Below are 20349 nucleotides of genomic sequence, written 5' to 3' on the forward strand. Positions count from 1 at the left end.
CAGCATGAACGAGCATGTGAAGGACATCCCAGAGAATGGCGAGATTGAAGTCGCCATTTTCAAAAACGGCCGAAGCCGTGCGGTGCGCATACCTAAAGAGATCGAATTCGATGGTGCGAAAGCCATTTTTGGTGAAGCAGCCTGATGGCTCGATCATGATGCGAACCGCCGTCACGGCAGGATTGATCGATTACCTGCAACGAGCGGAGCCATGGGAAGGCGCCGATTTCGCTGCCGATAACGACGATCTTGCCGAATTGCCGGAAGTCGATCTGTGACGAGGTTCATGCTCGATACCAACATTGTCTCGGCGATCGTGCGTGATCCCCGAGGCAAGGCATTGGAGCGGTTGATCGAGGTTGGTGAAGAGAACGTCTGCATCAGCATCATCACCCACGGTGAGATCTGGTACGGGGTCAGGAAGAACGGGTCCGAGGAACTGGCTAAGAAGGTTTCCAACGTCACGCGCCGTCTTTATGTGGCTTCGCTGACTTTGCCGACGGATCAACGTTATGCCGACATTCGGCTGGCGCTGAGGCAGGGGAAAAATATCGGTCCGAACGACCTCTGGATTGCCGCCCATGCACTGGCTCTTGATGCTGTGCTGGTCACGAACAACGAAAGCGAATTCTCCCGCGTGCCGGGATTAAAGGTTGAAAACTGGCTGCGCTGAACGAAAGAGGCGGTCATGAGTGTAAGGGAAGACAGCAGCATGGGTAAGGTAACAGGGTTTCTGGAAATCGACCGGCAGGTGGCGAAGTATCAGCCGGCGTCGGATCGTATCCGGCATTTCCGCGAATTCACGATCCCGATGTCGGACCCGGAAGTGCAGAAACAGGCCGCGCGCTGCATGGACTGTGGCATTCCCTATTGCCATGGCCCGACCGGTTGTCCCGTGCACAACCAGATCCCCGACTGGAACGATCTGGTCTACAACAACAACTGGGAAGCGGCGATCCAGAACCTGCATTCGACCAACAACTTCCCTGAATTCACCGGCCGCGTCTGCCCCGCGCCTTGCGAGGAAGCCTGCACGCTGAACCTCGAGGATGCGCCGGTCGCCATCAAGACCGTCGAGCAGGCGATCGCCGACAAGGCCTATGAGCTCGGCTTCATCCGGCCGCAGCCGGCCGCCGTCCGCACCGGCAAGAAGGTGGCGATCATCGGTTCCGGCCCCGCCGGCATGGCGGCGGCGCAGCAGCTCGGCCGCGCTGGTCACGAGGTGCATGTCTTTGAGCGTGAATCCAAGCCCGGCGGCCTGCTGCGCTACGGCATTCCCGACTTCAAGATGGAGAAGAACTTCATCGATCGCCGCGTCGAGCAGATTTCGGGCGAAGGCGTGACCTTCCATTGCGGCGTCAATGTCGGCGTCGATCTGAAGGTCGAGCAGCTGATCGCCGATCACGACGCGGTGCTCTACTGCGGCGGTTCGGAAACGCCGCGTGAGGCGGGCATTCCGGGCTTCGACCTCGCCGGCGTTCACGATGCGATGCCGTATCTCGTGCAGCAGAACAAGCGCGTCGGCCGCGAAAACATCGACAGCGTCGGCTGGGCATCGGACCCGATCCTGGCAGGCGCCAAGCATGTCGTCGTCGTCGGCGGTGGTGATACCGCATCGGACTGCGTCGGCACGGCGTTCCGCCAGGGGGCCGTGAAGGTCACCCAGCTCGACATCCGCCCGCAGCCGCCGGAGAAGGAAGACAAGCTCGCGGTGTGGCCGTTCTGGGCGACCAAGATGCGCACCTCCTCCAGCCAGGCTGAAGGCGCCGTGCGCGAATTCCAGGTGGCGACGCTCGAATTCATCGGTGAAGACGGCGTCCTGACCGGCGTCAAGTGCTGCGAAGTCGACGAGCGCCGCAAGCCGATCGCCGGCACGGAGTTCATCATCAAGGCCGATCTCGCCTTCATCGCCATCGGCTTCAGCGGCCCGTTCACCACGAGCGTGCTCAAGGAACTCGAGGGCAAGTTGACGCTGAACACCGACCGCCGCGGCTCGACCAACGTCGTCGCCAACGATCGCGACTACAAGACCTCGATCGACAAGTTCTGGACGGCGGGCGACGTGCGCCGCGGCCAGTCGCTGGTCGTCTGGGCGATCCGCGAGGGACGCCAGGCGGCGCGCGCCATCGACGAGGCGCTGATGGGCTCGACGGTTCTGCCGCGCTGAGCGGACGGGACGTTTGGATTGATTTCGGCTCGGGGCTGCGCTTGCGCGGCCCCGAGCTTTTTTATCGGGTTGCGCGGGCGATGGCATGAAATGCTTGCGGCATGGTCAAGCGCGCTACGGCGATCGATGCTGTGGGCGCCATCGCGTCGCGGGGGCCACGCCGGCAAGGGACAACGCCATATGCCATCCACCGAACTGCTGATCACCTTCTTCGTCACAACCGCCTTGTTTGCCTATATTCCGGGGCCGGCCATGCTCTACGCCGCTGCCCAGACGCTGGCGCGCGGACGGCGCGCGGGGTTCATGGCGACGCTCGGGATCCATATCGGCTGCTATGTGCATGTGATCGCGGCGGCGGCGGGCCTGTCGATCATCTTTCACGCCGTGCCCGTGCTCTACATGGCGGTCAAGCTCGCCGGCGCGGCCTATCTGGTTTATCTCGGCATATCGCTGTTTCGCGCGAAGCCTCAGGGCGAGCCGACGCTTGCCGCCCTCGATCCCAGGTCCGGTCGGCGCGCCTTTGTCGAGAGCATCTCGATCGAGGTGCTGAACCCGAAGACGGCGATCTTCTTCCTGGCCTTCCTGCCGCAATTTATCGATCCTGCCGCGAGCTTTCCGGTTTGGCTGCAATTCGTGCTGCTCGGGACGATCGTCAATCTCATCTTCTCGTCGGCCGATATCGTCTGCGTCATGCTGGCGGGCGCCGTCGTCTCCAGGCTGAAGCGCTCCGGATCGGCGCAGCGGCTGGTGCAGCGTGCGGGCGGCGGAATACTGATCGGTCTCGGCGCGCATCTGGCGCTGCAGCGGAGCTAGCCGACGCGATCGATGTTGGCTCGGGGCCGCCTGACGCGGCCCCGCGTTTCTTGCGCAACTATTCTAGAAGCCCGCCTCGGACATCCAGAGTTCGGCATCGGCGCCGGCTGGAATGCGCAGCGGCGCGGAGGGATCGGTTGCGGCGTGCCAGATGGCCTCGGCGACGTCGGAGGCATGGGTCACGGGCCCGGTGTCGTCCTGCACGCTGTTGATGAACTGCTGGAGCATCGGCGCATAGTCCGCATCGTCAAGGCCACGGAAATGCGGACGCGCGTTCTGACCGAAGCGCGTGGCTGGCGAGCGGCCCGGCAGGACGATATGCACCCGCACGCCAAAGGGTTCCATCTCGACCGCGAGCGATTCCGTCAGCGCGTTCACCGCGGCCTTGCTCGCTCGATAGACGCCGATCACAGGCAGCGTCTTGACCGTCACCGTGGACGTGACGTTGATCACGACGCCTGCCCGGCGCCGGCGCATCTGCGGCACGACAGCCTGGACCATCGCCAAGGTGCCGATCGTGTTCGTTTCGAAAAGAGAGCGCACGGTCTCCGGTGCCGTCAGCTCGATGGGTGAGGGTGCTCCGAAGCCGGCATTGTTGACCAGGACGTCTATCCGACCCGCCGCGGCCACGGCCTGCGCTATGCTTGCGGGGTTGGTGACGTCGAGCGCCAGAACGCGCAGGCGTTCGGACAGGGGCAGCAGGTCCGGATCGGGCTTGCGCATCGTGGCGATCACGTCCCAGCCGCGTTCAAGAAAGAGTTTCGCGGTCTCCAGGCCAAAACCGGACGAGCAACCGGTGATCAGTATCGTGGGCATCTGCGTCTCCAATTGAAAAGGAATGATCGCAGGGTAGTGACCGCGTTCAAGACTTGATATAGGCTGAAGTCTTTATTTCTTTAGAGATAGTCCTGATCGTGGCCGTTGATCCTCTTGCCGAAATCGTCACCCTGCTACAGCCCGCCGCACGCTTCTCGAAGCTGGTGGAATGCGCCGGCGCCTGGCGAGATCCATCGAGAGGCCACCGGTGAGCCTTTCTATTGCGCCATTCTCGAGGGGCGCTGTCGCGTGGCATTCGGGGAGCAGCCGCCGTTCATACTCGAGGCCGGCGACTTCGTGCTGGTGCCGGCCATGCGCGATCTGGTCAACGAGAGCATCGACGCACCAGGCGAATTGTCATCAGCCGTTCCAATCCAGATGGGCGATGGACGCTTCCGCGCCGGTCGTGTCGACGGGCCGCCGGATTTGCGCATGCGGATCGGGCATTGCAGTTTCGGTTCGCCGGATGCGGCGCTCCTGGTTTCGCTTCTGCCCGACGTGGTCATCGTTCGCAACCAGCCACGTCTTGCCACGCTGATACAATTGGTCGACGAGGAGACGCGCGAGCGGCGGCCGGGGCGCGAGCTGGTCATCGAACGGCTGCTGGAGGTGTTGCTGATCGAGGCGCTCAGATCCGGCACACAGCCGACAGGCGCGGCGGGGCTCAGCCGGGGTCTGGCGGATGAACGGCTGGCGACGGCGCTTCACGCGTTGCATGAAAAGCCGGCGCGTGCATGGACCGTGGCGGATCTCGCGGCCGAAGCGTCACTCTCCCGATCGGCGTTCTTCGCCCGTTTCAGTCGTGTCGTCGGCCTGCCGCCGATGGAATATCTGCTGGCCTGGCGCATGGCGCTGGCAAAGCAGCTGTTGCGCGGCCGGGATCTCGGGATGGAAGAGGTGGCGGAGCGCGTAGGGTATGGCTCGGCAAGCGCGTTCAGCGTCGCCTTCTCGCGATATGCGGGCGTGCCGCCTGCCCGCTATGCCCGTGGGAGCCCGCCGCTGGGCGCGGATGTTTCGAGTTGAGACAGAGGCCGTGCGTGCGCAGGCCCGCTTCTACTTGACCGAGACCTCGGCGGCCGATTTGGCTACGGGGCGGCTGTAGTCGTCGACGCGGCCGACCGGCGGCTTGGCCATCTCGCCGTCCTGCACAAGCTTGTCGCGCGGCGACTTCGTGGTGCTCACGGGGAGTGCGGCGCCGCCGAGCAGTGCCGTGCCGCCGTCGAGGTTGGGGTCGGAGAGGGCGATCGGGTCGGTGTGATCGGCCGGGTTCGCCGACAGGTCGAGCGCCGGCGCGCTGCTGTTGTCGAGGCGCACGAGATCGGGGCTTGCCTGGGTGCCGAGGATGCGGCGGGCCGGCTTTTCGACATAGAAGGCGATCTTGCGGCGGCCGGCTTCGGTCATGTTGATGCCGTCGGCGGCGCGCAGGCGCACCTGCTGGCCGTTGATATCGGAGCCGGTGACGATGAAGTCACCGCTCTCGCTGACGAAACCATCCCAGATATCGACGAATTCGCCGCCGATCGATTCCACCTGCTTGCGGTAGACCTGGTTCATCTGCACCGCGTCCGCCATCATCGCGGGCGAATCGAAGGCGGGCAGGCCGACCCAGAGCAGCGGGATCTTTCTCGACGTCACCGCCTTGCCGAAGGCCAGCACGCGGCGCTGGTATTCCTCGTACCAGGCATCGGTGCGGAACTTCTCCTTGCCGGCATCGGTCACCATCTGCTGGCGGTCGTTGGCGCCGAGCATGACGACGACCATGGCGGGCTTGGCCTCGTCCAGGAATTTCGTCAGCTGCGTCGGCCAGTCGTAGTAGTCGTCGCGCACCAGGCCGGAGGCGACATTGCTGTGCGTCTCGATGAGGATGCCGGGCGGATCCTTGAAAGCGGCGTCCATGCCGGAGCCGAGGCCGCCGGCCAGAAAGTCGCCGACGACCATGATCTTCTGGGCGTTGTCGAGCTTCTGGACGACCTTCTCTTCCGGCGCGATCACCGGCGCGGGGCGCGGAGCGGAGACGGCGGCCTTCGGCGGCGCCTTCTTCTTGCGTGGCGGGACGGCGCGCTGCGGCGCATACTGGCCGGGCGCCTGCGGGGCCTCGTCGATATAGCGGCGGCCCAGGAATAGATCGAGAAGTGAGCGGCGCTGATAATAGCGCTGTTCCTGCGCCTCGGCCGAAACGGCCGGCAGAACGGCGGTCGAAAAGACCAGCACCGCAGCGCTGAGCGCACCCCAGCGCAGCATTCCGCTAACGCCGCCGGCGGTCATTGTCCTGTCTACTCGTTTACACATGTCGGCCGCCTCGCATCGACGCTTATTTTCTCATGGAGCGGGACGGGCGTCCACACCCCAAAGCGCGGTGCGCGTGTTTTTGATCGCGACGCGAGGTGCTACTTGCGCAGCGCGTTCAGAAGCGGCAGCGAGGGTTCGCCATCCGCCTGCATGCCCATCCGGCCCTGTACGGCCGATATCGCGGCCTTGGAGCCGCTGCCGAAATTGCCGTCGACCTCGCCGTCGTAATAGCCGAGCGCCTTCAGCCGGGTCTGCAGCTCGAACTTCTCCTTGACGTCGAGCGTGCCATCGGGACGCGGCCAGCGCTGCTTCATGCCGCCATAGCCGGCGATCTCGTCGGCGAGCAGGCCGACGGCGATGGCATAGCTGTCGGAGGAATTGTACTTCTTGATGGTGAAGAAGTTGCTGGTCATCAGGAAGCCCGGGCCGTCGTTGCCGGCGGGCATCTTCAAGACCGCCTTGCCGCCGCCGTCCCTGAAGCCCATGCCACTCGGGCGCTTCAGGCCGAGTGCCGCCCATTGCGACAGCGTCATGGTCTTGCCGACGTACTTTGCCGCGCTCGCCGGCACCTGGACCTCGTAGCCCCAGGTCTTGCCGGTGTCCCAGCCGTTCTTCTTCAGGAGATTGGCGGAGGTCGCCAGCGCGTCTGGAATCGAGTTCCAGATATCGCGGTGGCCGTTGCCGTCGGCGTCGATGGCGTAAAGCAGGTAGCTGGTGGGGATGAACTGCGTGTGGCCCATGGCGCCGGCCCAGGAGCCGGTCATGCCGTCGGGCGAGATGTCGCCGTTCTGCAGGATCTTCAGCGCGGCGATCAGCTGCTTCTCCGCGAACCTGGAGCGCTTCTGGTCGGCATAGCCGAGGGTGGCCAGCGCGCGGGGCACGTAATGCAGCCTGTCGTCCTTCTCGAGAACGGCGCCGTAATTCGATTCCATCGACCAGATCGCCAGCAGAATCGTCTTGTCGACGCCGAAGTTGCGCTCGATCCAATTCAACGTAGAGGCGTGCTTGGCCATCATCTTGCGGCCGATCTGGACGGTATAGGGATTTACGCGAGAATCCACGTAATCCCAGATTTTCGTCGTGAATTCAGGCTGATAGGCAGCCTTTTCCAGCACCGACGGGTCGGGTGCGGTGACGCCGGCGAAAGCTTTACGATAAGTTGCCTTGCTGATGCCATTTTGAGCGGCAGTTTGATAAAAGTCCGCGATCCACTTCTGGAACCGCTGGTCGGCCATGGCGTTTACAGGCGCCAGACTAGCGGATGCGGTCATCATGAATGCGAATGCAAGACCACGAAGGGAGATTTTGTGATTTTGAGTCATCGGCGGTCATCCGTCCTTTCGTTTCAGGCACAGCAGAGCGCGAAGTTTCCGCTCGGACCTGAGACTACCCGAACGGAGTCAACAAATTCTTTACCATGACGCACGAACCCAGTCACTATTTGCAAAACCGTAGCAAATCTCATCTAATCCGATCAAAATCGCGTTATATTTCAAGCGTTAGAATCATCGCAGGAGGCCTGTGTGGCAGAGCATAAAAAAGTTCGCAAAGCTGTATTCCCGGTCGCCGGTCTCGGCACGCGCTTCCTTCCGGCCACCAAGGCCGTTCCGAAGGAAATGCTGACCGTGGTCGACAAGCCGATCATTCAGTATGTGGTGGACGAAGCGCTGGAAGCCGGGATCGAACATTTCGTGTTCGTGACGGGCCGTAACAAGCACATCATCGAAGACTATTTCGACATCCATTTCGAACTTGAGCAGACGCTGCGCGAGCGTAGCAAGAACGCCGAGATCACGCTGCTCGCGGGCCAGCTTCCCAAGGCCGGTACCGTCAGCTTCACCCGCCAGCAGGAGCCGCTCGGTCTCGGTCACGCCGTATGGTGCGCCCGCGAGATCATCGGCAACGAACCCTTCGCGCTGCTTCTTCCCGACATGATCATGAAGAGCGAAGGCAAGGGCTGCATGAAGGGCATGATCGACCTTTACGGCCAGAGCGGCGGCAACATCATCGCCGTCGAGGAATGCGCGCCGGACCAGGCCCACAAGTATGGCATCGTCGGCGTCGGCGACGCGATCGGTGACGGCTTCCGCATCACCGGCATGGTCGAAAAGCCCGCCAAGGGCACGGCGCCGTCGAACTTCTTCATCAACGGCCGCTATATCCTGCAGCCCGAGGTGTTCAAGATCCTGGAAACCCAGGAACGCGGCGCGGGCAACGAGATCCAGCTCACCGACGGCATGCTGAAGCTGCTCAAGGACCAGGATTTCGCCGGCTACCACTTCAAGGGCACGACCTATGACTGCGGCGCCAAGGATGGCTTCATCCTCGCCAACGTCGCCTTCGCGCTCGAGCGCGCGGATATCCGCCCGACCGTGATCGACGGCTTCAAGGACCTGCTCAAGGGTCTCTGATACCAGGCGAAAAAAGGGGAGGCCGCGGCGCGGTCTTCCCGATCGCTATCAGCGTTTAAGCTTCAGACCGACGCCGGCTCGCCATTGCTGCGAGTCGGCGCCCGTCTTTCTGGAGGTCAGTTCGTAGCCGATGGTGCTCGTCAGATCGAGATACCGGTTGATGTTCCAGGTCAGGCCGGCGCTGGTCGTATAGACCGTTTCGTCGCTGATCGTGCTGTCCGACGGATAGTCACGCAAGGTTATGCCGCCCAGGAAGGTTCCGACGAGATTGTCGCGCAGCTGATGCGTGACCGCCGTCGTCATGGCGCGGGAGACATAGCCCGACACGCCCGGCGTGGTGGATGGCTGCAGGCTCGTCTGCAGGCCGAAATCGACATCCGTGCCGCGCAGCGGCGACCAGCGGACACTGGCATCGAGCACGGTTGCGTCGATATCGGACAGCCTGTCGTCGTCGAACGTGGCGATCTCGTAGCCGATGCCAACTTCACCGCGCAGCTTTTCGCCGAGGTCGACCTCGACGCCGGCCTTTGCCCCATAGGAATCGCCGGACCGCTGATAGCCCGATGCATCGGTCGTCTGGTCGTAGACCGTCTTGCCGACATTGCCTTCGATGAAGGGGATGAGGGCGGGGGACAGCTCGTAGCCGATGCGGCCGCGCAGGGTGCCCGCGGTCTGGTCGCGGTCGCTGAGCGACACGAGCGTGCCGTCCGAAAGCGTTGCGTCGGAATAGATCGTCCGCGTCAGGTCGATGCCGGTGGTGCCGCGCAGGATGCCGAAGTCGCGCTGTATCGACGCGCCGAGACTGAGTTCCTGCACATCCGACTGCTGGTCGGCATCCTGAATGGCGTTCGGGTCGTTGGTGTCCTCGCGATAGAAGCGGTAGCCGCCCGTCAGTCGGGCGGTGGTTTCCTGCGGCAGATCTAGCCTCAGTTCGCCGTTGATCCGGAAGTCCGGCTGCTCCGCGCCCTCGCCGCTGACGTTCTTCTGCCACGCGCCCTCGCTTGATATCAGCAGCTGGTGCAGCGCCCAGTCCGATGTCAGCGTGGTCTTCATGTCGGTTTCGAGGAAGGCGCGGGTTTCCTTGGTGTCGCCGTCCTTCTGCGTCTCGGTATTGATGCTCTGGGTGACGGTCGGGCGCAGCACGAAGGTGCCGATGCGGATGCCCGGCGTTTCCTCGGTCGAGAGATCGACATCGGGCTTGCGCTGCCGTCGTTCGTCGAACGGGGCCTCGCGGGTGTTCAGCCGCATCATGTCTTCGTCAAGGATCGAGCCGGTGGTCTCGTCGCTCGTCTGGTCGCCCGACAGGGTTTGCCGCGCGGCGGTGCTGGCGCCGCTGGCTGTTGCCGCGCCGGCATTGGCGGGGTCGTCGGGGGATGTCGCAGCACCCGGTATGGCCGTGCCGTCATCCGGCTGGTCGCCCGTTGCATCGGGCGTCGCGATATAGGCCGACTGGCCGAGCGGATAGGGCGATGCGGAAGCGCGGGCCGACTGGGCGAGCGCCGAAGCCGGGGCGGTGAGCGCAAGACCGGCCAGAACCACCGACACGGCAACGCCCGCCGCGCGGAGCGGCGTCAGACTGCTCGTATATCTCCAATGGCCCATGTACTAGCGCTCGGCATGCTTCGAAGTGGTTACCCGAACGTAAAGCCTCGTGGTTAACCATTCGTTGCCAATCGGCCGCCGCCTGTGCGCAATCCGCCGCCATGGTGGACAGGATGCGCGAAAGCGGCTAACGGAGGGCGATGATCAAGCGAGCGGTAAATCTCATCGACAACGGCGTGATCGATTCGGCCAGGCGCACGCTTGGGACGGAAAGACAGGCGCTGGCCACCCTCGAACAGGCTTTCGACGGCGATCTCGCCGCGCCATTCCTGCAGGCCGTCGAGACGATCGGCGCGATATCGGGACGAGTGATCGTCACCGGCGTCGGCAAGAGCGGCCATATCGGCGTCAAGATCGCCGCGACGCTGGCATCGACGGGAACGCCCGCCTTCTTCATGCACGCCGCCGAGGCCAATCATGGCGATCTCGGCATGGTTGGACGCGGAGATGCGGTGCTGGCGCTGTCGAAGGGCGGCGAGAGCGTCGAGCTGCGCAACATCATCGCCTATACACGTCGCTTCTCCATACCCTTGATCTCCATGACCTGCTCGCCCGACTCGTCGCTCGGCAAGGCGTCCGATGTCGTGCTGTTGATGCCGAATGTCGAGGAAGCCTGCCCGCACGGACTAGCGCCGACCACGTCGACGATGATGCAGCTGGCGCTCGGTGATGCGCTGGCGATCGCTCTGCTCGAGGCGCGCGGCTTCACGGCGCGCGATTTCCATGTGTTCCATCCCGGCGGCAAGCTGGGCGCTGCCTTGAGCCACGTCGCCGACGTCATGCATACCGGCGAGCGCGTGCCGCTGGTTGCAAAGGGCACGCCGCTGCCGGAGGCGATCTCGACGCTATCGCGCAAGCATTTCGGCTGCGTCGGCATTCTCGACGAGGACGGCCGGCTCTGCGGTATCGTCACCGAGGGCGACATGGCGCGCAACCTGTCGCGCAACCTGTCGGAGCTCGTGGTCGACGACATCATGACGCGGGCGCCGAAGACGGTGAAGCCCAACGTGCTGGCGACCGCGGCGCTGGCATTGCTCAACAAGCACAGCATCGGCGCTCTCATCGTCGTCGACGACGACAACAGGCCGGTCGGGCTCATTCATTTCCACGATCTTTTGCGGATCGGCGTGGCCTGAGCCTCGCCTGATCCATCCCGCTCGATGCGGCCTTGAGAGCTGAGTTCTCAGGCTTCCTCGACCGTCAGGTCGCGGCCGTTGCTTGATATGACCTTGACGCGTGCGCCGACCGGCAGGTCCGGGCCGCTCACCTTCCATTGCGTGTCGTCGAGCTTGATGCGGCCACGACCCTCGGTGATCGGCTCGGCCAGCGTCGCGGTGCGGCCGACAAGGCTGGCGCCGCGCTGGTTGAGGAAGGGTTCGTCCGTGTTGCCGTGATCGCGCGTCAGCTTGCGGCCGATGAAGGTGGCGGCGACGGCGAAGGCGGCGAACAGGATCGCCTGCAACTGCCAGACCCAGACGGCGCTATCCCAGAAGAGCAGCGAGAGCGCGCCGACGGCGACCGCCGCCAGACCGATCCAGACGAGGAAGAAGCCGGGCACCAGCATCTCGGCGGCGAGCAGCACGAGGCCGACGACCCACCAGCTCCAGGGCCCAAGTTCCGATGTGATGGCCGACAGCATCGATCAGCGCTCCGGATTCTGGTTGAAGGGGTTGACCTGCGGCGTGGTGCGCGGGGCTTGGACCTGGCGCGGCGCGGGGGCTGCCGGCGGGTTGTCGCCGCCGCCGAAGACCTCCTTGGCGATGGCGCCGATGCCGCTCAGCGATCCCAGGATGGCCGACGCCTCGATCGGCATCAGCACGACCTTGGAATTGTTGCCGGAGCCGATCGCGGTCAGCGCCTCGGTGTATTTCTGCGCCACGAAGTAGTTGATCGCCTGCACGTCGCCGGCGGCGATCGCTTCGGAGACCATCTTGGTGGCCTTGGCTTCGGCCTCGGCCAGGCGCTCGCGCGCCTCGGCGTTGCGGAAGGCGGCTTCGCGCTGCCCTTCGGCCTGCAGGATGGCGGACTGCTTGGAGCCCTCGGCGCGCAGGATCTGCGCGTTCCTCGATCCTTCGGCCTCCAGCACCTGGGCGCGCTTCTCGCGCTCGGCCTTCATCTGGCGGGCCATGGCGTCGACGAGGTCGCGCGGCGGCTGGATGTCCTTGATCTCGACGCGGGTGACCTTGATGCCCCACGGCTGGACGGCGTCGTCGACGACGCGCAGCAGGCGGTCGTTGATGGCGTCGCGGTTGGAGAGCAGCTCGTCGAGGTCCATCGAGCCCATGACCGAGCGGATGTTGGTCATGGTCAGGTTGAGGATGGCGTTTTCCAGGTTTGCGACCTGATAGGCCGCCTGGGCGGCATTGAGGATCTGGTAGAAGGCGACGGCATCGGCCGAGACGGAGGCGTTGTCGCGGGTGATGACTTCCTGCGTGGGGACGTCGAGCACCTGTTCCATGACGTTCATGCGCGCGCCGACGCGCTCGATGAAGGGGGTGATGATGTTGAGACCCGGCCCCAGCGTGCGGGTGTAGCGACCGAAGCGCTCGACCGTGTACTGATAACCCTGCGGAACCGTCTTGATGCCGGCGAAGAGCACCAGGATGACGAAGACCACCAGTGCGATGACCACGATGTCGAAGCCGCCCAAAACCATGAAATATCTCCCCAAAACCCGAATCGAATAGCCGCACCTTAACCGAGACGATTTCAAAAGCCACGCTCTCAGGTAGTCGTGCTGCTCTACCCATTAAATATGGGGGTTCGATTGGTTCTTCACAATGCGGTCTCTTTGGCCTAGAACCCGCCCATCCGGTCGCAGCCCACCCGGTCAAAACAAGGGATCAAACATCATGAAGACCATCGTCATCTGCTCCGGCGGATTGGACTCCGTTTCGCTTGCGCACAGGATCGCCGCGGAACAAACCCTCATCGGCCTGCTCTCCTTCGACTACGGCCAGCGTCACCGCAAGGAACTCGATTATGCCGCCGCCTGTGCCGTCAGGCTCGGGGTGCCGCATCAGATCATCGATATCAGGCCGATCGGCAGCCATCTCACCGGCTCGGCGCTGACCGACGATATCGACGTGCCTGATGGCCACTATGCCGAGGAAACGATGAAGGCGACCGTGGTTCCGAACCGCAATGCCATCATGCTCGCCATCGCCTTCGGGCTTGCCGCCGCGCAGAAGGCGGATGCCGTGGCTGTTGCCGTGCATGGCGGCGACCACTTTATCTATCCCGATTGCCGCCCCGGCTTCATCGACGCGTTTCAGACCATGCAGGATGCGGCGCTCGACGGCTATGCCAGCGTCAGGCTGCAGGCGCCCTACGTCAACGCCACCAAGGCCGATATCGTGACCGATGGCGCGAAGCACGGTACGCCGTTCAAAGAGACGTGGTCCTGCTACAAGGGCGGGGCGCGCCATTGCGGGCGCTGCGGCACCTGCGTCGAGCGGCGCGAGGCGTTTCATCTGGCCGGCGTCGCGGACCCGACGGAGTACGAGGACGCCGATTTCTGGAAGTCGGCGACATCGGGCTTCGCGGCCACGGAGGTGTAGCCCCGTGTTCCGCATCACCAAGGAATTCCACTTTTCCGCCTCGCATCAGCTCTCGCATCTGCCCGCCGATCACCAGTGCGCGCGGCTGCATGGGCATAACTATATCGTCGTCGTCGAACTGGCGGCTTCAGAGCTCAACGAGGATGGCTTCGTGCGCGATTATCACGAGCTTGCCCCGCTGAAGCGCTATATCGACGAGCGTTTCGACCACCGGCATCTGAACGACGTGCTCGGTCATAACAGGGTGACGTCCGAATATCTCGCCAGGCACTTCTTTGACTGGTGCAAGGCGATCCTGCCGGAGACCTCGGCCGTGCGGGTCAGCGAGACGCCGAAGACCTGGGCGGAGTATCGGCCATGAGCGCCGACCGTCGGATCCGCGTCAGCGAGATCTTCGGGCCGACGATCCAGGGGGAGGGCGTGCTGATCGGGTTGCCCACGGTGTTCGTGCGCACCGGCGGCTGCGATTACCGCTGTTCGTGGTGCGATACGCTGCATGCCGTCGACAGCGAATATCGCGATCAATGGACGCCGATGACGGTGGAGGAGATCTGGGCGGAGGTCGTGTCACTCTCGGGTGGGCGGCCGCTCACCGTGTCGCTTTCCGGCGGCAATCCGGCCATCCAGCCGCTCGGCCCGCTGATCGAACGCGGACACGCCGAAGGCTATCGCTTCGCGCTGGAAACGCAGGGCAGCGTCGCGAAAGACTGGTTTGCCGATCTCGATACGCTGGTGCTGAGCCCGAAGCCGCCGTCGAGCGGCATGGAGACGGACTGGGCGCTGTTCGAGGATTGTCTGGCAAGAGCCGCCGGCGGGCCGGATGTCGCGCTGAAGATCGTGGTGTTCGACGAGCGGGATTATCGCTACGCGCGGGAGGTTGCGGGGCGGTATCCGGATTTGCCGGTCTATCTGCAGCCCGGCAACCACACGCCGCCGCCTGCCGATGACGATGATGCCAGGATCGATGTCGATGGGATCATGGAGCGGATGTTGTGGTTGGTCGGGAAGGTGACCAAGGACCGGTGGTTCGAGGCGCGGGTGTTGCCGCAGCTGCATGTGCTGTTGTGGGGGAATCGGCGGGGGGTGTGAGTGGGGTGTGGGGAGTGCATTTAGGCTCGGTTTTGCCGTGGGTTACCCCCCTGCCCTGCCGGGCATCTCCCCCACAGGTGGGGAGATTGGCTGGGGGCAGCCGCTCGCTCCACCCTAATTGTTTGGCGTAAACCTCACCACGAGTCGATCTCCCCCCTTGTGGGGGAGATGCCCGGCAGGGCAGAGGGGGGTAACACTGGCCGCAGCGGCTAGTAGACGCTCACGGTAAACGCCTATAGTCTCCTGGCCACTACCCTCAAACCCAACCCAGCAATTCGCGCCGCACCACCTTCTCCAGCACCGCCATGCCATCATCACTGTCGTTCAGACACGGGATATGGGCGAATTTCTCGCCGCCGTTCTTGTGGAACGAATGCGCCGCCTGTTCGGCGATTTCCTCGAGCGTCTCGAGACAGTCGGAGACGAAGCCGGGGTTGAGCACGGCGATCTTTTTCACGCCGTCCCTGGCGAGCTGCTCGATCGTCTTGTCGGTGTAGGGCTGCAGCCATTCCTCCGGTCCGAAGCGGGACTGGAAGGTGATCATGAACTGGTCCTTCGACAGGCCGAGCTTTTCGCGCAGCAGGCGGGCGGTCTTCTGGCACTGGCAGTAATAGGGGTCGCCCTTCTGGAAGTAGGACATGGGGATGCCGTGGAAGGAGGCGATGATCTTTTCCGGTTGCCAGTCGAGCGTCGACAGATGCCTGGTGATCGAGTTGGCCAGCGCTTCGATATAGGTGTCGTCGTCGTGATAGTCTGGCACGGTGCGCAGCGCCGGCTGCCAGCGCATCTTCAGCAGATGCTGGAACGCCTTGTCGTTGACGGTCGCGGTGGTGGCGGCCGCATATTGCGGATAGAGCGGGAAGAGCACGATCCTGTCGCAGCCGTCGTCCTTCAGCGCCTGGATGCGCGAGGCGATCGAGGGCGTGCCGTAGCGCATGGCCCAGTCGACCTTGACGTTTTCCAGGTCCTTGAGGCGCTCGGCCATCAATTCGGACTGGCTGCGGGTATAGGTGCGCAGATAGCTTTCGTCCTTGTCCCGGTTCCAGATCAGCTCATAGGCCTTGCCGACCTTGCCGGGGCGGGTGTTCAAGACGATGCCGAAGAGGATCGGATACCACTTCCAGCGCGACCACTCGATGACGCGCCTGTCGGTCAGGAATTCCCTGAGATAGCGGCGCATCGAGGTGTAGTCGGTAGCATCGGGCGTGCCGAGATTGACGAGCAGGACGCCCACCTTGCCATGTTTCACCGGCGGGTGTTCCGCCGGAACGTGCGTGGTCTCAACGGTCGTCATTCATACCCCAATCCAGCTGCTCGACCGCTCATACGCGGACGAGATCGAATGGTTCACCCTATAGGAACAAAAGCCGGCCCGGGAAACCCCGGACCGGCTCACATCATTGGGACAAATCGTCGTAGCATGTCGCGTTCTCGCGCAAGGCTTACTTGGACGGGATCTGCAGCTCCCTGCCAACCGTCAGGCGGCGCGGCGTCGGCTTGTCGTTGGCGTCTGAAATCTTCTTCCAGAGCGTGCCGTCGCCATAGAACTGCTTGGCGAGATCCCACAGCGTGTCGCCCGCTGCGATGACGTGGGTGGTCGGTGTGTTGGGGGCGAGGGCCGCCGGGGCTTCCGTCGAAGGTGCCGTTGCCGCCGGAGCGGCGGGAGCGGGCGTTGCCTCCGAGGTGGCCGGCGCCGCGGGGGCCGGTGCGGCCATACCCGATGCGGTCGGCGCGGGCGCTGGCGCAGAGGAGGCGACTTCGGTCACGCGGCCATCCGTATAGGGCTTGTAGGGCGAGCGGGCGGCGAGGAACTCGGCGGTGACGTCGGCAAGATCGGGGCCGAAGTCATAGGCGTTCTTGCCCGCTGTGGCGAAGATCGAGTAGCCGTCGCCGCCAGAGCGCATGTAATTGTTGGTGACCACGCCATAGGTCTTGGCGTCGTCGAGGGGAACGAAGGCGTCGCCGTCCTTGACGTCGACCGAGACGACGCGGCTGCCCGACGGCCTCGACTTGTCGAAGCTGTATTTCATGCCCGACACCTGCGGGAAGCGGCCGGCGCCCTCCTCGATCTTGCCGAGGCCGTTTTCCAGCGCCTTGCGGATATCTGCGCCTGAAAGCTGGAAGGTCGCGAGCGTGTTCTGGAAGGGCAGGACGGTGATGACCTCGCCCTGGGTGACCTCGCCGGCATCGATCGAGGCGCGCAGGCCGCCGCCGTTCTGGATGGCGATCTGCATGCCCTGGCTCTTGCCGCGTTCGAGCATGGCGTCGGCGACGAGGTTGCCCATCGAGCATTCCTTGACGCGGCAGACCGTGCGGTCACCCTCGATCGGGCCTTCGGAGGAGCCGATGACCTTCTTGCGCAGCTCCTCGATCGGCTTGGCGAGCTCGGCGATTCGGGTCGTGAGCGTCGGATCGGGCGTGAACGAGCTGTCGATCAGGATCGGATCGCCCTTGGCGCCCTTGACGACGCCGTTGTCGTCGAAATCGACGACGAGGTCGCCGAGATACTTGCTGTAGGAGGCGGCCTGAACGACCGGCACCTTGTAGCCGCCGGGGTTGTCGACCATCGTCGGATAGGGGCCTTCGGCCTTCGCGTCGGTGTTGGACAGCAGGCTGTGGGAGTGGCCGCCGACCACGACGTCGACATCGGGGATCTTGGCGATCTCCGAGACCTCCCTGCCGTAGCCGATATGCGTGAGCGCGATGACCTTGTTGACGCCCTGCTTCTTCAGATCCGCCACGGCGGCGGTGATCGTCTGCACGTCGTCGGCGATCATGATCTTGGGGCCGGGCGAGGCCAGGTCCTCTGTGTCGTTGGTCACGGCGCCAACGATGCCGATCTTCTGGCCGCCGATCTCAAGGACGACGGAGGGCTTGACGCGGTCGCCGATCTTGGCGCCGTCGGCCGCCAGCACGTTGGCGGAAACGACGGGGAATTTCGCCTTGTCGAGGAATGCGGCCAGGCCATCCTCACCGTCGTCGAACTCGTGGTTGCCGACGGCCATGACGTCGAACTTCATGTCGTTCAGGACTTCGGCTTCCACGGCCCCCTTGTAGGTGGTGTAGAAGAGCGAGCCCTGAAAATTATCGCCGGCGCTGAGCAGGAGAACATTCTGGCCCGACAGTGCCGCGCGGCGCTGGTCGATGGCGGTCTTCAGGCGGGCGGCGCCGCCGAAGCATTCCTTCTTGCTCTCTTCCTCGGCCGAGCAGGTGGAATCGAACTTGTTGATCGCCTCGATGCGCGAATGGAAATCGTTGATGTGCAGAATATTAAGCTGGTAATCGGCAAAGGCGGCGCTGCTCGACAGCGCCAATACGGACGCGGTCAGCAGACCGAATTGAAACGATTTCGTCATCCTGTTCTCCTGATTTTATCGGCGGCGCTCGAACCTGATCCGGTTTGCCGGATGACAGTCCCCCAAGCCCCGCCGTCCCTACGCGGTCGATGGTTCCATCAACCATTAGTGGCCGCAAGAGAAAAACCTGTGACAGCGAAGGTGCATTCCAAGAGCGGTAAACAAAAAAAGCTCCCGCGAGGGGAGCTTTCCTGATGTTCGTATGAAGCGGCCTACATGCGGCGCGACAGGCTGAACTGCGAGCCGCTGTCGGAGGTGCAGTTGAGCTGGCTCTGGGTGACCAGCGCGCAGTTGACCTTGGACTGCGTCTTGCGCACCAGCGAGGTCATGTTGATCTCGACCAGCGTCGGCGACGTGTTGATGTAGGTGCCGGAGGCCAGCATCTGGTTGGTGTCGGTCGTGCGCGTCGTGAACGTGCCGGCCTGGAAGGTGGAGATGATGCCGTTCGGATCCGACCAGGAGCCTTCCACGCCTGTCTGCGCCGGGGCGGCGGCAACGGGCATCGGACGCGGGGACTGCGGAACGCAGGCCGAAAGGGCCGCCGAAGCACTCGCGATCACGACGAGGGTTTTGAGTCTCATAAGATGCTCCCGGAAGTTCAGACCGAAAAATATAACGCTTGGTTAACGAACACATGGCGCGAGCGTTCCGGGAAGGCAAGGCTTCTTGCGCGCGTCAGGGCATTTATACAGCAGGCGTTACAAAAATGCCCGCCTTGCGGCGGGCATCTGGTGATCTCGGTCTCGTTTCTATCAGCGAACGAGGATGTTCTTGAACTGCCAAGGATCCTTGGTGTCGATGTCCTCGGGGAAGAGGCCCGGGCGGCCATCGAGCGGGGTCCAGTCAGTGTAGTGACCTTCGACCGGGCCGAGGTAGGGCAGCTGCACTTCGAGGCAGCGCTTGTAGTCGATCTCGTCGGCTTCGACGATTCCGGCCTTCGGGTTTTCAAGCGCATAGACCATGCCGGCCAGAACCGCCGAGGTGACCTGCAGGCCGGTGGCGTTCTGGTAAGGCGCGATGCGGCGGGTTTCTTCGAGCGACAGGCGCGAGCCGAACCAGTAGGCGTTCTTCTCGTGGCCGTAGAGCAGCACGCCGAGTTCGTCGACGCCATCAACGAGTTCATGCTCGTCGAGAACGTGGTGAACCGGCTGCGCGGTGCCGCCGTTGCCGAACATCTCGTGCAGCGACAGAACGGCGTCGTTGGCCGGATGGTAGGCGTAGTGGCAGGTCGGGCGGAAGGTCACTTCGCCGTCCTTGTCGCGCACCGTGAAGTAATCGGCGATCGAGATGGACTCGTTGTGGGTGACGAGGAAGCCGTACTGCGGGCCAGGCGTCGGGCACCAGGTGCGAACGCGGGTGTTGGCGCCCGGCTGCTCGAGGTAGATGGCGGCCTGGCAGCCCTTCTTGTGCTTCTTGGCGTTTTTCGGCATCCAGTTTTCGTGGGTGCCCCAGCCGAGTTCGGCCGGCTGCAGACCTTCTGAAATGAAGCCTTCCACGGACCAGGTGTTCCAGAAGACGTTGAGCGGCTTCGGGTTCTTGGTGAGCTGCGTGTCGCGCTCAGCGATGTGGACGCCCTTGACGCCGAGCTTCTTCATCAGCTTGGCCCAGCCTTCGCGGTCATGCTGATCCGGCTCTTCGAACTTCAGGCCGGTGTCGTTTGCGAGGTTGACCAGCGCCTGCTTCACGAACCAGGAAACCATGCCCGGGTTTGCGCCGCAGGTGGAAACGGCGGTGGCGCCGCCCGGGTTCTTGGCCTTTTCCTTGCGAACGGTTTCGCGCAGCGCATAGTTGGTGCGGTCGGCGTTCTTCATGGACTTGTCGAAGTAGAAGCCGAGCCACGGCTCGACGACGGTGTCGATGTAGAGAACGTCGAGCTTGCGGCAGAGCTTCATCAGGTCGAGCGAGCCGGTGTCGACCGAGAGGTTGACGCAGAAGCCCTGGCCTTCGCCTTCTGTCAGAAGCGGCTTCAGGAGTTCCTTGTAGTTGTCCTTCGTCACATATTCCTTGATGTGACGGACGCCGTGCTGCTTGAGGATCTCCATGTCGGAGGGCTCTTCACGCGGGTCGATGACGACCATCCGGCTCTTGTCGAACTTGAAGTGGCGCTCGATCAGGGGCAGCGTGCCGCGGCCAATGGAGCCAAAGCCGATCATGACGATCGGGCCGGTAATTTCGGCATATACCGGGTGGTTCTGTTCCGTCATTCTTTTCTCCTGTGGAAGGCGACGAAGGCGAGACGCCTCTAA

The 20349-nt window shown here is 63.5% G+C and carries 20 protein-coding genes and 1 pseudogene; 11 read left to right on the top strand and 10 right to left on the bottom strand.

The annotated features are described in order from the left end of the window. Nucleotides 1–4 precede the first annotated feature (4 nt). From P3R82_RS28650 to P3R82_RS28670, 5 genes are all read left to right on the top strand, one after another. Entirely contained in the window at nucleotides 5–145 is a 141-nt protein-coding gene (locus P3R82_RS28650) for an AbrB/MazE/SpoVT family DNA-binding domain-containing protein (protein WP_283196213.1), read from the top strand. Further along, a complete protein-coding gene (locus P3R82_RS28655; RefSeq protein ID WP_283196214.1) occupies nucleotides 132–278 on the top strand; it encodes a hypothetical protein in 147 nt (48 codons plus the stop codon). The genes P3R82_RS28650 and P3R82_RS28655 overlap by 14 nt, the downstream gene beginning before the upstream one ends. Nucleotides 279–286: 8 nt before the next feature. Then, nucleotides 287–673, top strand: a complete 387-nt coding sequence (locus P3R82_RS28660; RefSeq protein ID WP_037182868.1) for a type II toxin-antitoxin system VapC family toxin — start codon at nucleotides 287–289, stop codon at nucleotides 671–673. Nucleotides 674–712: 39 nt separating this feature from the next. Next, a complete protein-coding gene (locus P3R82_RS28665) occupies nucleotides 713–2167 on the top strand; it encodes a glutamate synthase subunit beta (protein WP_283196442.1) in 1455 nt (484 codons plus the stop codon). A 180-nt stretch (nucleotides 2168–2347) separates the two neighbouring features. After that, nucleotides 2348–2980: a LysE family translocator gene (locus tag P3R82_RS28670; protein ID WP_183900517.1), complete on the top strand. Its 633-nt coding sequence runs from the start codon at nucleotides 2348–2350 to the stop codon at nucleotides 2978–2980. Nucleotides 2981–3043: 63 nt separating this feature from the next. Here the strand turns inward: P3R82_RS28670 and P3R82_RS28675 are convergent, their stop codons facing one another. Continuing rightward, complete coding sequence (locus P3R82_RS28675; RefSeq protein ID WP_283196215.1) at nucleotides 3044–3796, bottom strand: SDR family oxidoreductase; 753 nt, start codon at nucleotides 3794–3796, stop codon at nucleotides 3044–3046. A gap of 98 nt (nucleotides 3797–3894) precedes the next feature. On the opposite strand from P3R82_RS28675, the pseudogene P3R82_RS28680 reads away from it, so the two are divergent. Continuing rightward, nucleotides 3895–4819: pseudogene (locus P3R82_RS28680) on the top strand (AraC family transcriptional regulator). A 30-nt stretch (nucleotides 4820–4849) separates the two neighbouring features. Here the strand turns inward: P3R82_RS28680 and P3R82_RS28685 are convergent. Together P3R82_RS28685 and P3R82_RS28690 are read right to left on the bottom strand one after the other, a co-directional pair. Beyond that, complete coding sequence (locus P3R82_RS28685; protein ID WP_283196443.1) at nucleotides 4850–6037, bottom strand: DUF459 domain-containing protein; 1188 nt, start codon at nucleotides 6035–6037, stop codon at nucleotides 4850–4852. A 146-nt stretch (nucleotides 6038–6183) separates the two neighbouring features. Next, complete coding sequence (locus P3R82_RS28690; protein ID WP_183900382.1) at nucleotides 6184–7407, bottom strand: lytic murein transglycosylase; 1224 nt, start codon at nucleotides 7405–7407, stop codon at nucleotides 6184–6186. Between the two features lie 201 nt (nucleotides 7408–7608). Between P3R82_RS28690 and galU the strand changes: the two genes are divergently transcribed. Then, entirely contained in the window at nucleotides 7609–8496 is an 888-nt protein-coding gene (gene galU, locus P3R82_RS28695; protein ID WP_183900383.1) for a UTP--glucose-1-phosphate uridylyltransferase GalU, read from the top strand. Between the two features lie 48 nt (nucleotides 8497–8544). Here the strand turns inward: galU and P3R82_RS28700 are convergent, their stop codons facing one another. Next, nucleotides 8545–10098 (bottom strand): outer membrane beta-barrel protein, encoded by a 1554-nt coding sequence (locus P3R82_RS28700; RefSeq protein WP_283196216.1) that lies wholly within the window; start codon nucleotides 10096–10098, stop codon nucleotides 8545–8547. A 140-nt stretch (nucleotides 10099–10238) separates the two neighbouring features. On the opposite strand from P3R82_RS28700, the gene P3R82_RS28705 reads away from it, so the two are divergent. Continuing rightward, on the top strand, nucleotides 10239–11234 hold the full coding sequence (locus P3R82_RS28705; RefSeq protein WP_283196217.1) for a KpsF/GutQ family sugar-phosphate isomerase: 996 nt from the start codon (nucleotides 10239–10241) through the stop codon (nucleotides 11232–11234). Nucleotides 11235–11281: 47 nt separating this feature from the next. On the opposite strand, the gene P3R82_RS28710 is transcribed toward P3R82_RS28705, so the two are convergent. Next, complete coding sequence (locus P3R82_RS28710; protein ID WP_283196218.1) at nucleotides 11282–11737, bottom strand: NfeD family protein; 456 nt, start codon at nucleotides 11735–11737, stop codon at nucleotides 11282–11284. Nucleotides 11738–11740: 3 nt separating this feature from the next. Then, nucleotides 11741–12754 carry an SPFH domain-containing protein gene (locus P3R82_RS28715; RefSeq protein ID WP_183900387.1) on the bottom strand — a complete coding sequence of 338 codons (1014 nt, stop codon included), beginning with the start codon at nucleotides 12752–12754 and terminating at the stop codon, nucleotides 11741–11743. A 196-nt stretch (nucleotides 12755–12950) separates the two neighbouring features. On the opposite strand from P3R82_RS28715, the gene queC reads away from it, so the two are divergent. Genes queC through queE form a run of 3 tightly spaced genes read left to right on the top strand, consistent with a single transcriptional unit; the run spans nucleotide 12951 to nucleotide 14747 of the window. Next, nucleotides 12951–13658, top strand: coding sequence for a 7-cyano-7-deazaguanine synthase QueC (queC, locus tag P3R82_RS28720; RefSeq protein WP_283196219.1), 708 nt, complete (start codon nucleotides 12951–12953; stop codon nucleotides 13656–13658). A gap of 4 nt (nucleotides 13659–13662) precedes the next feature. Next, nucleotides 13663–14019 carry a 6-carboxytetrahydropterin synthase QueD gene (gene queD, locus P3R82_RS28725; RefSeq protein ID WP_283196220.1) on the top strand — a complete coding sequence of 119 codons (357 nt, stop codon included), beginning with the start codon at nucleotides 13663–13665 and terminating at the stop codon, nucleotides 14017–14019. Continuing rightward, on the top strand, nucleotides 14016–14747 hold the full coding sequence (queE, locus tag P3R82_RS28730; RefSeq protein ID WP_283196221.1) for a 7-carboxy-7-deazaguanine synthase QueE: 732 nt from the start codon (nucleotides 14016–14018) through the stop codon (nucleotides 14745–14747). The genes queD and queE overlap by 4 nt, the downstream gene beginning before the upstream one ends. Nucleotides 14748–15003: 256 nt before the next feature. Here queE and hemH read toward each other — a convergent pair whose 3' ends face one another. From hemH to P3R82_RS28750, 4 genes are all read right to left on the bottom strand, one after another. Further along, nucleotides 15004–16041 (bottom strand): ferrochelatase, encoded by a 1038-nt coding sequence (gene hemH, locus P3R82_RS28735; RefSeq protein ID WP_283196222.1) that lies wholly within the window; start codon nucleotides 16039–16041, stop codon nucleotides 15004–15006. 148 nt (nucleotides 16042–16189) lie between these two features. Then, nucleotides 16190–18103, bottom strand: a complete 1914-nt coding sequence (locus P3R82_RS28740) for a 5'-nucleotidase C-terminal domain-containing protein (RefSeq protein ID WP_283196223.1) — start codon at nucleotides 18101–18103, stop codon at nucleotides 16190–16192. A gap of 212 nt (nucleotides 18104–18315) precedes the next feature. Continuing rightward, nucleotides 18316–18684 carry an outer membrane lipoprotein Omp10 gene (omp10, locus tag P3R82_RS28745; protein WP_283196224.1) on the bottom strand — a complete coding sequence of 123 codons (369 nt, stop codon included), beginning with the start codon at nucleotides 18682–18684 and terminating at the stop codon, nucleotides 18316–18318. 171 nt (nucleotides 18685–18855) lie between these two features. Further along, on the bottom strand, nucleotides 18856–20307 hold the full coding sequence (locus tag P3R82_RS28750) for a homospermidine synthase (protein ID WP_283196225.1): 1452 nt from the start codon (nucleotides 20305–20307) through the stop codon (nucleotides 18856–18858). Nucleotides 20308–20349: the final 42 nt, after the last annotated feature.

The organism is Rhizobium sp. AN80A, from assembly GCF_030053015.1.
In the GTDB taxonomy this organism is placed as follows: Bacteria; Pseudomonadota; Alphaproteobacteria; order Rhizobiales; family Rhizobiaceae; genus Rhizobium; species Rhizobium metallidurans.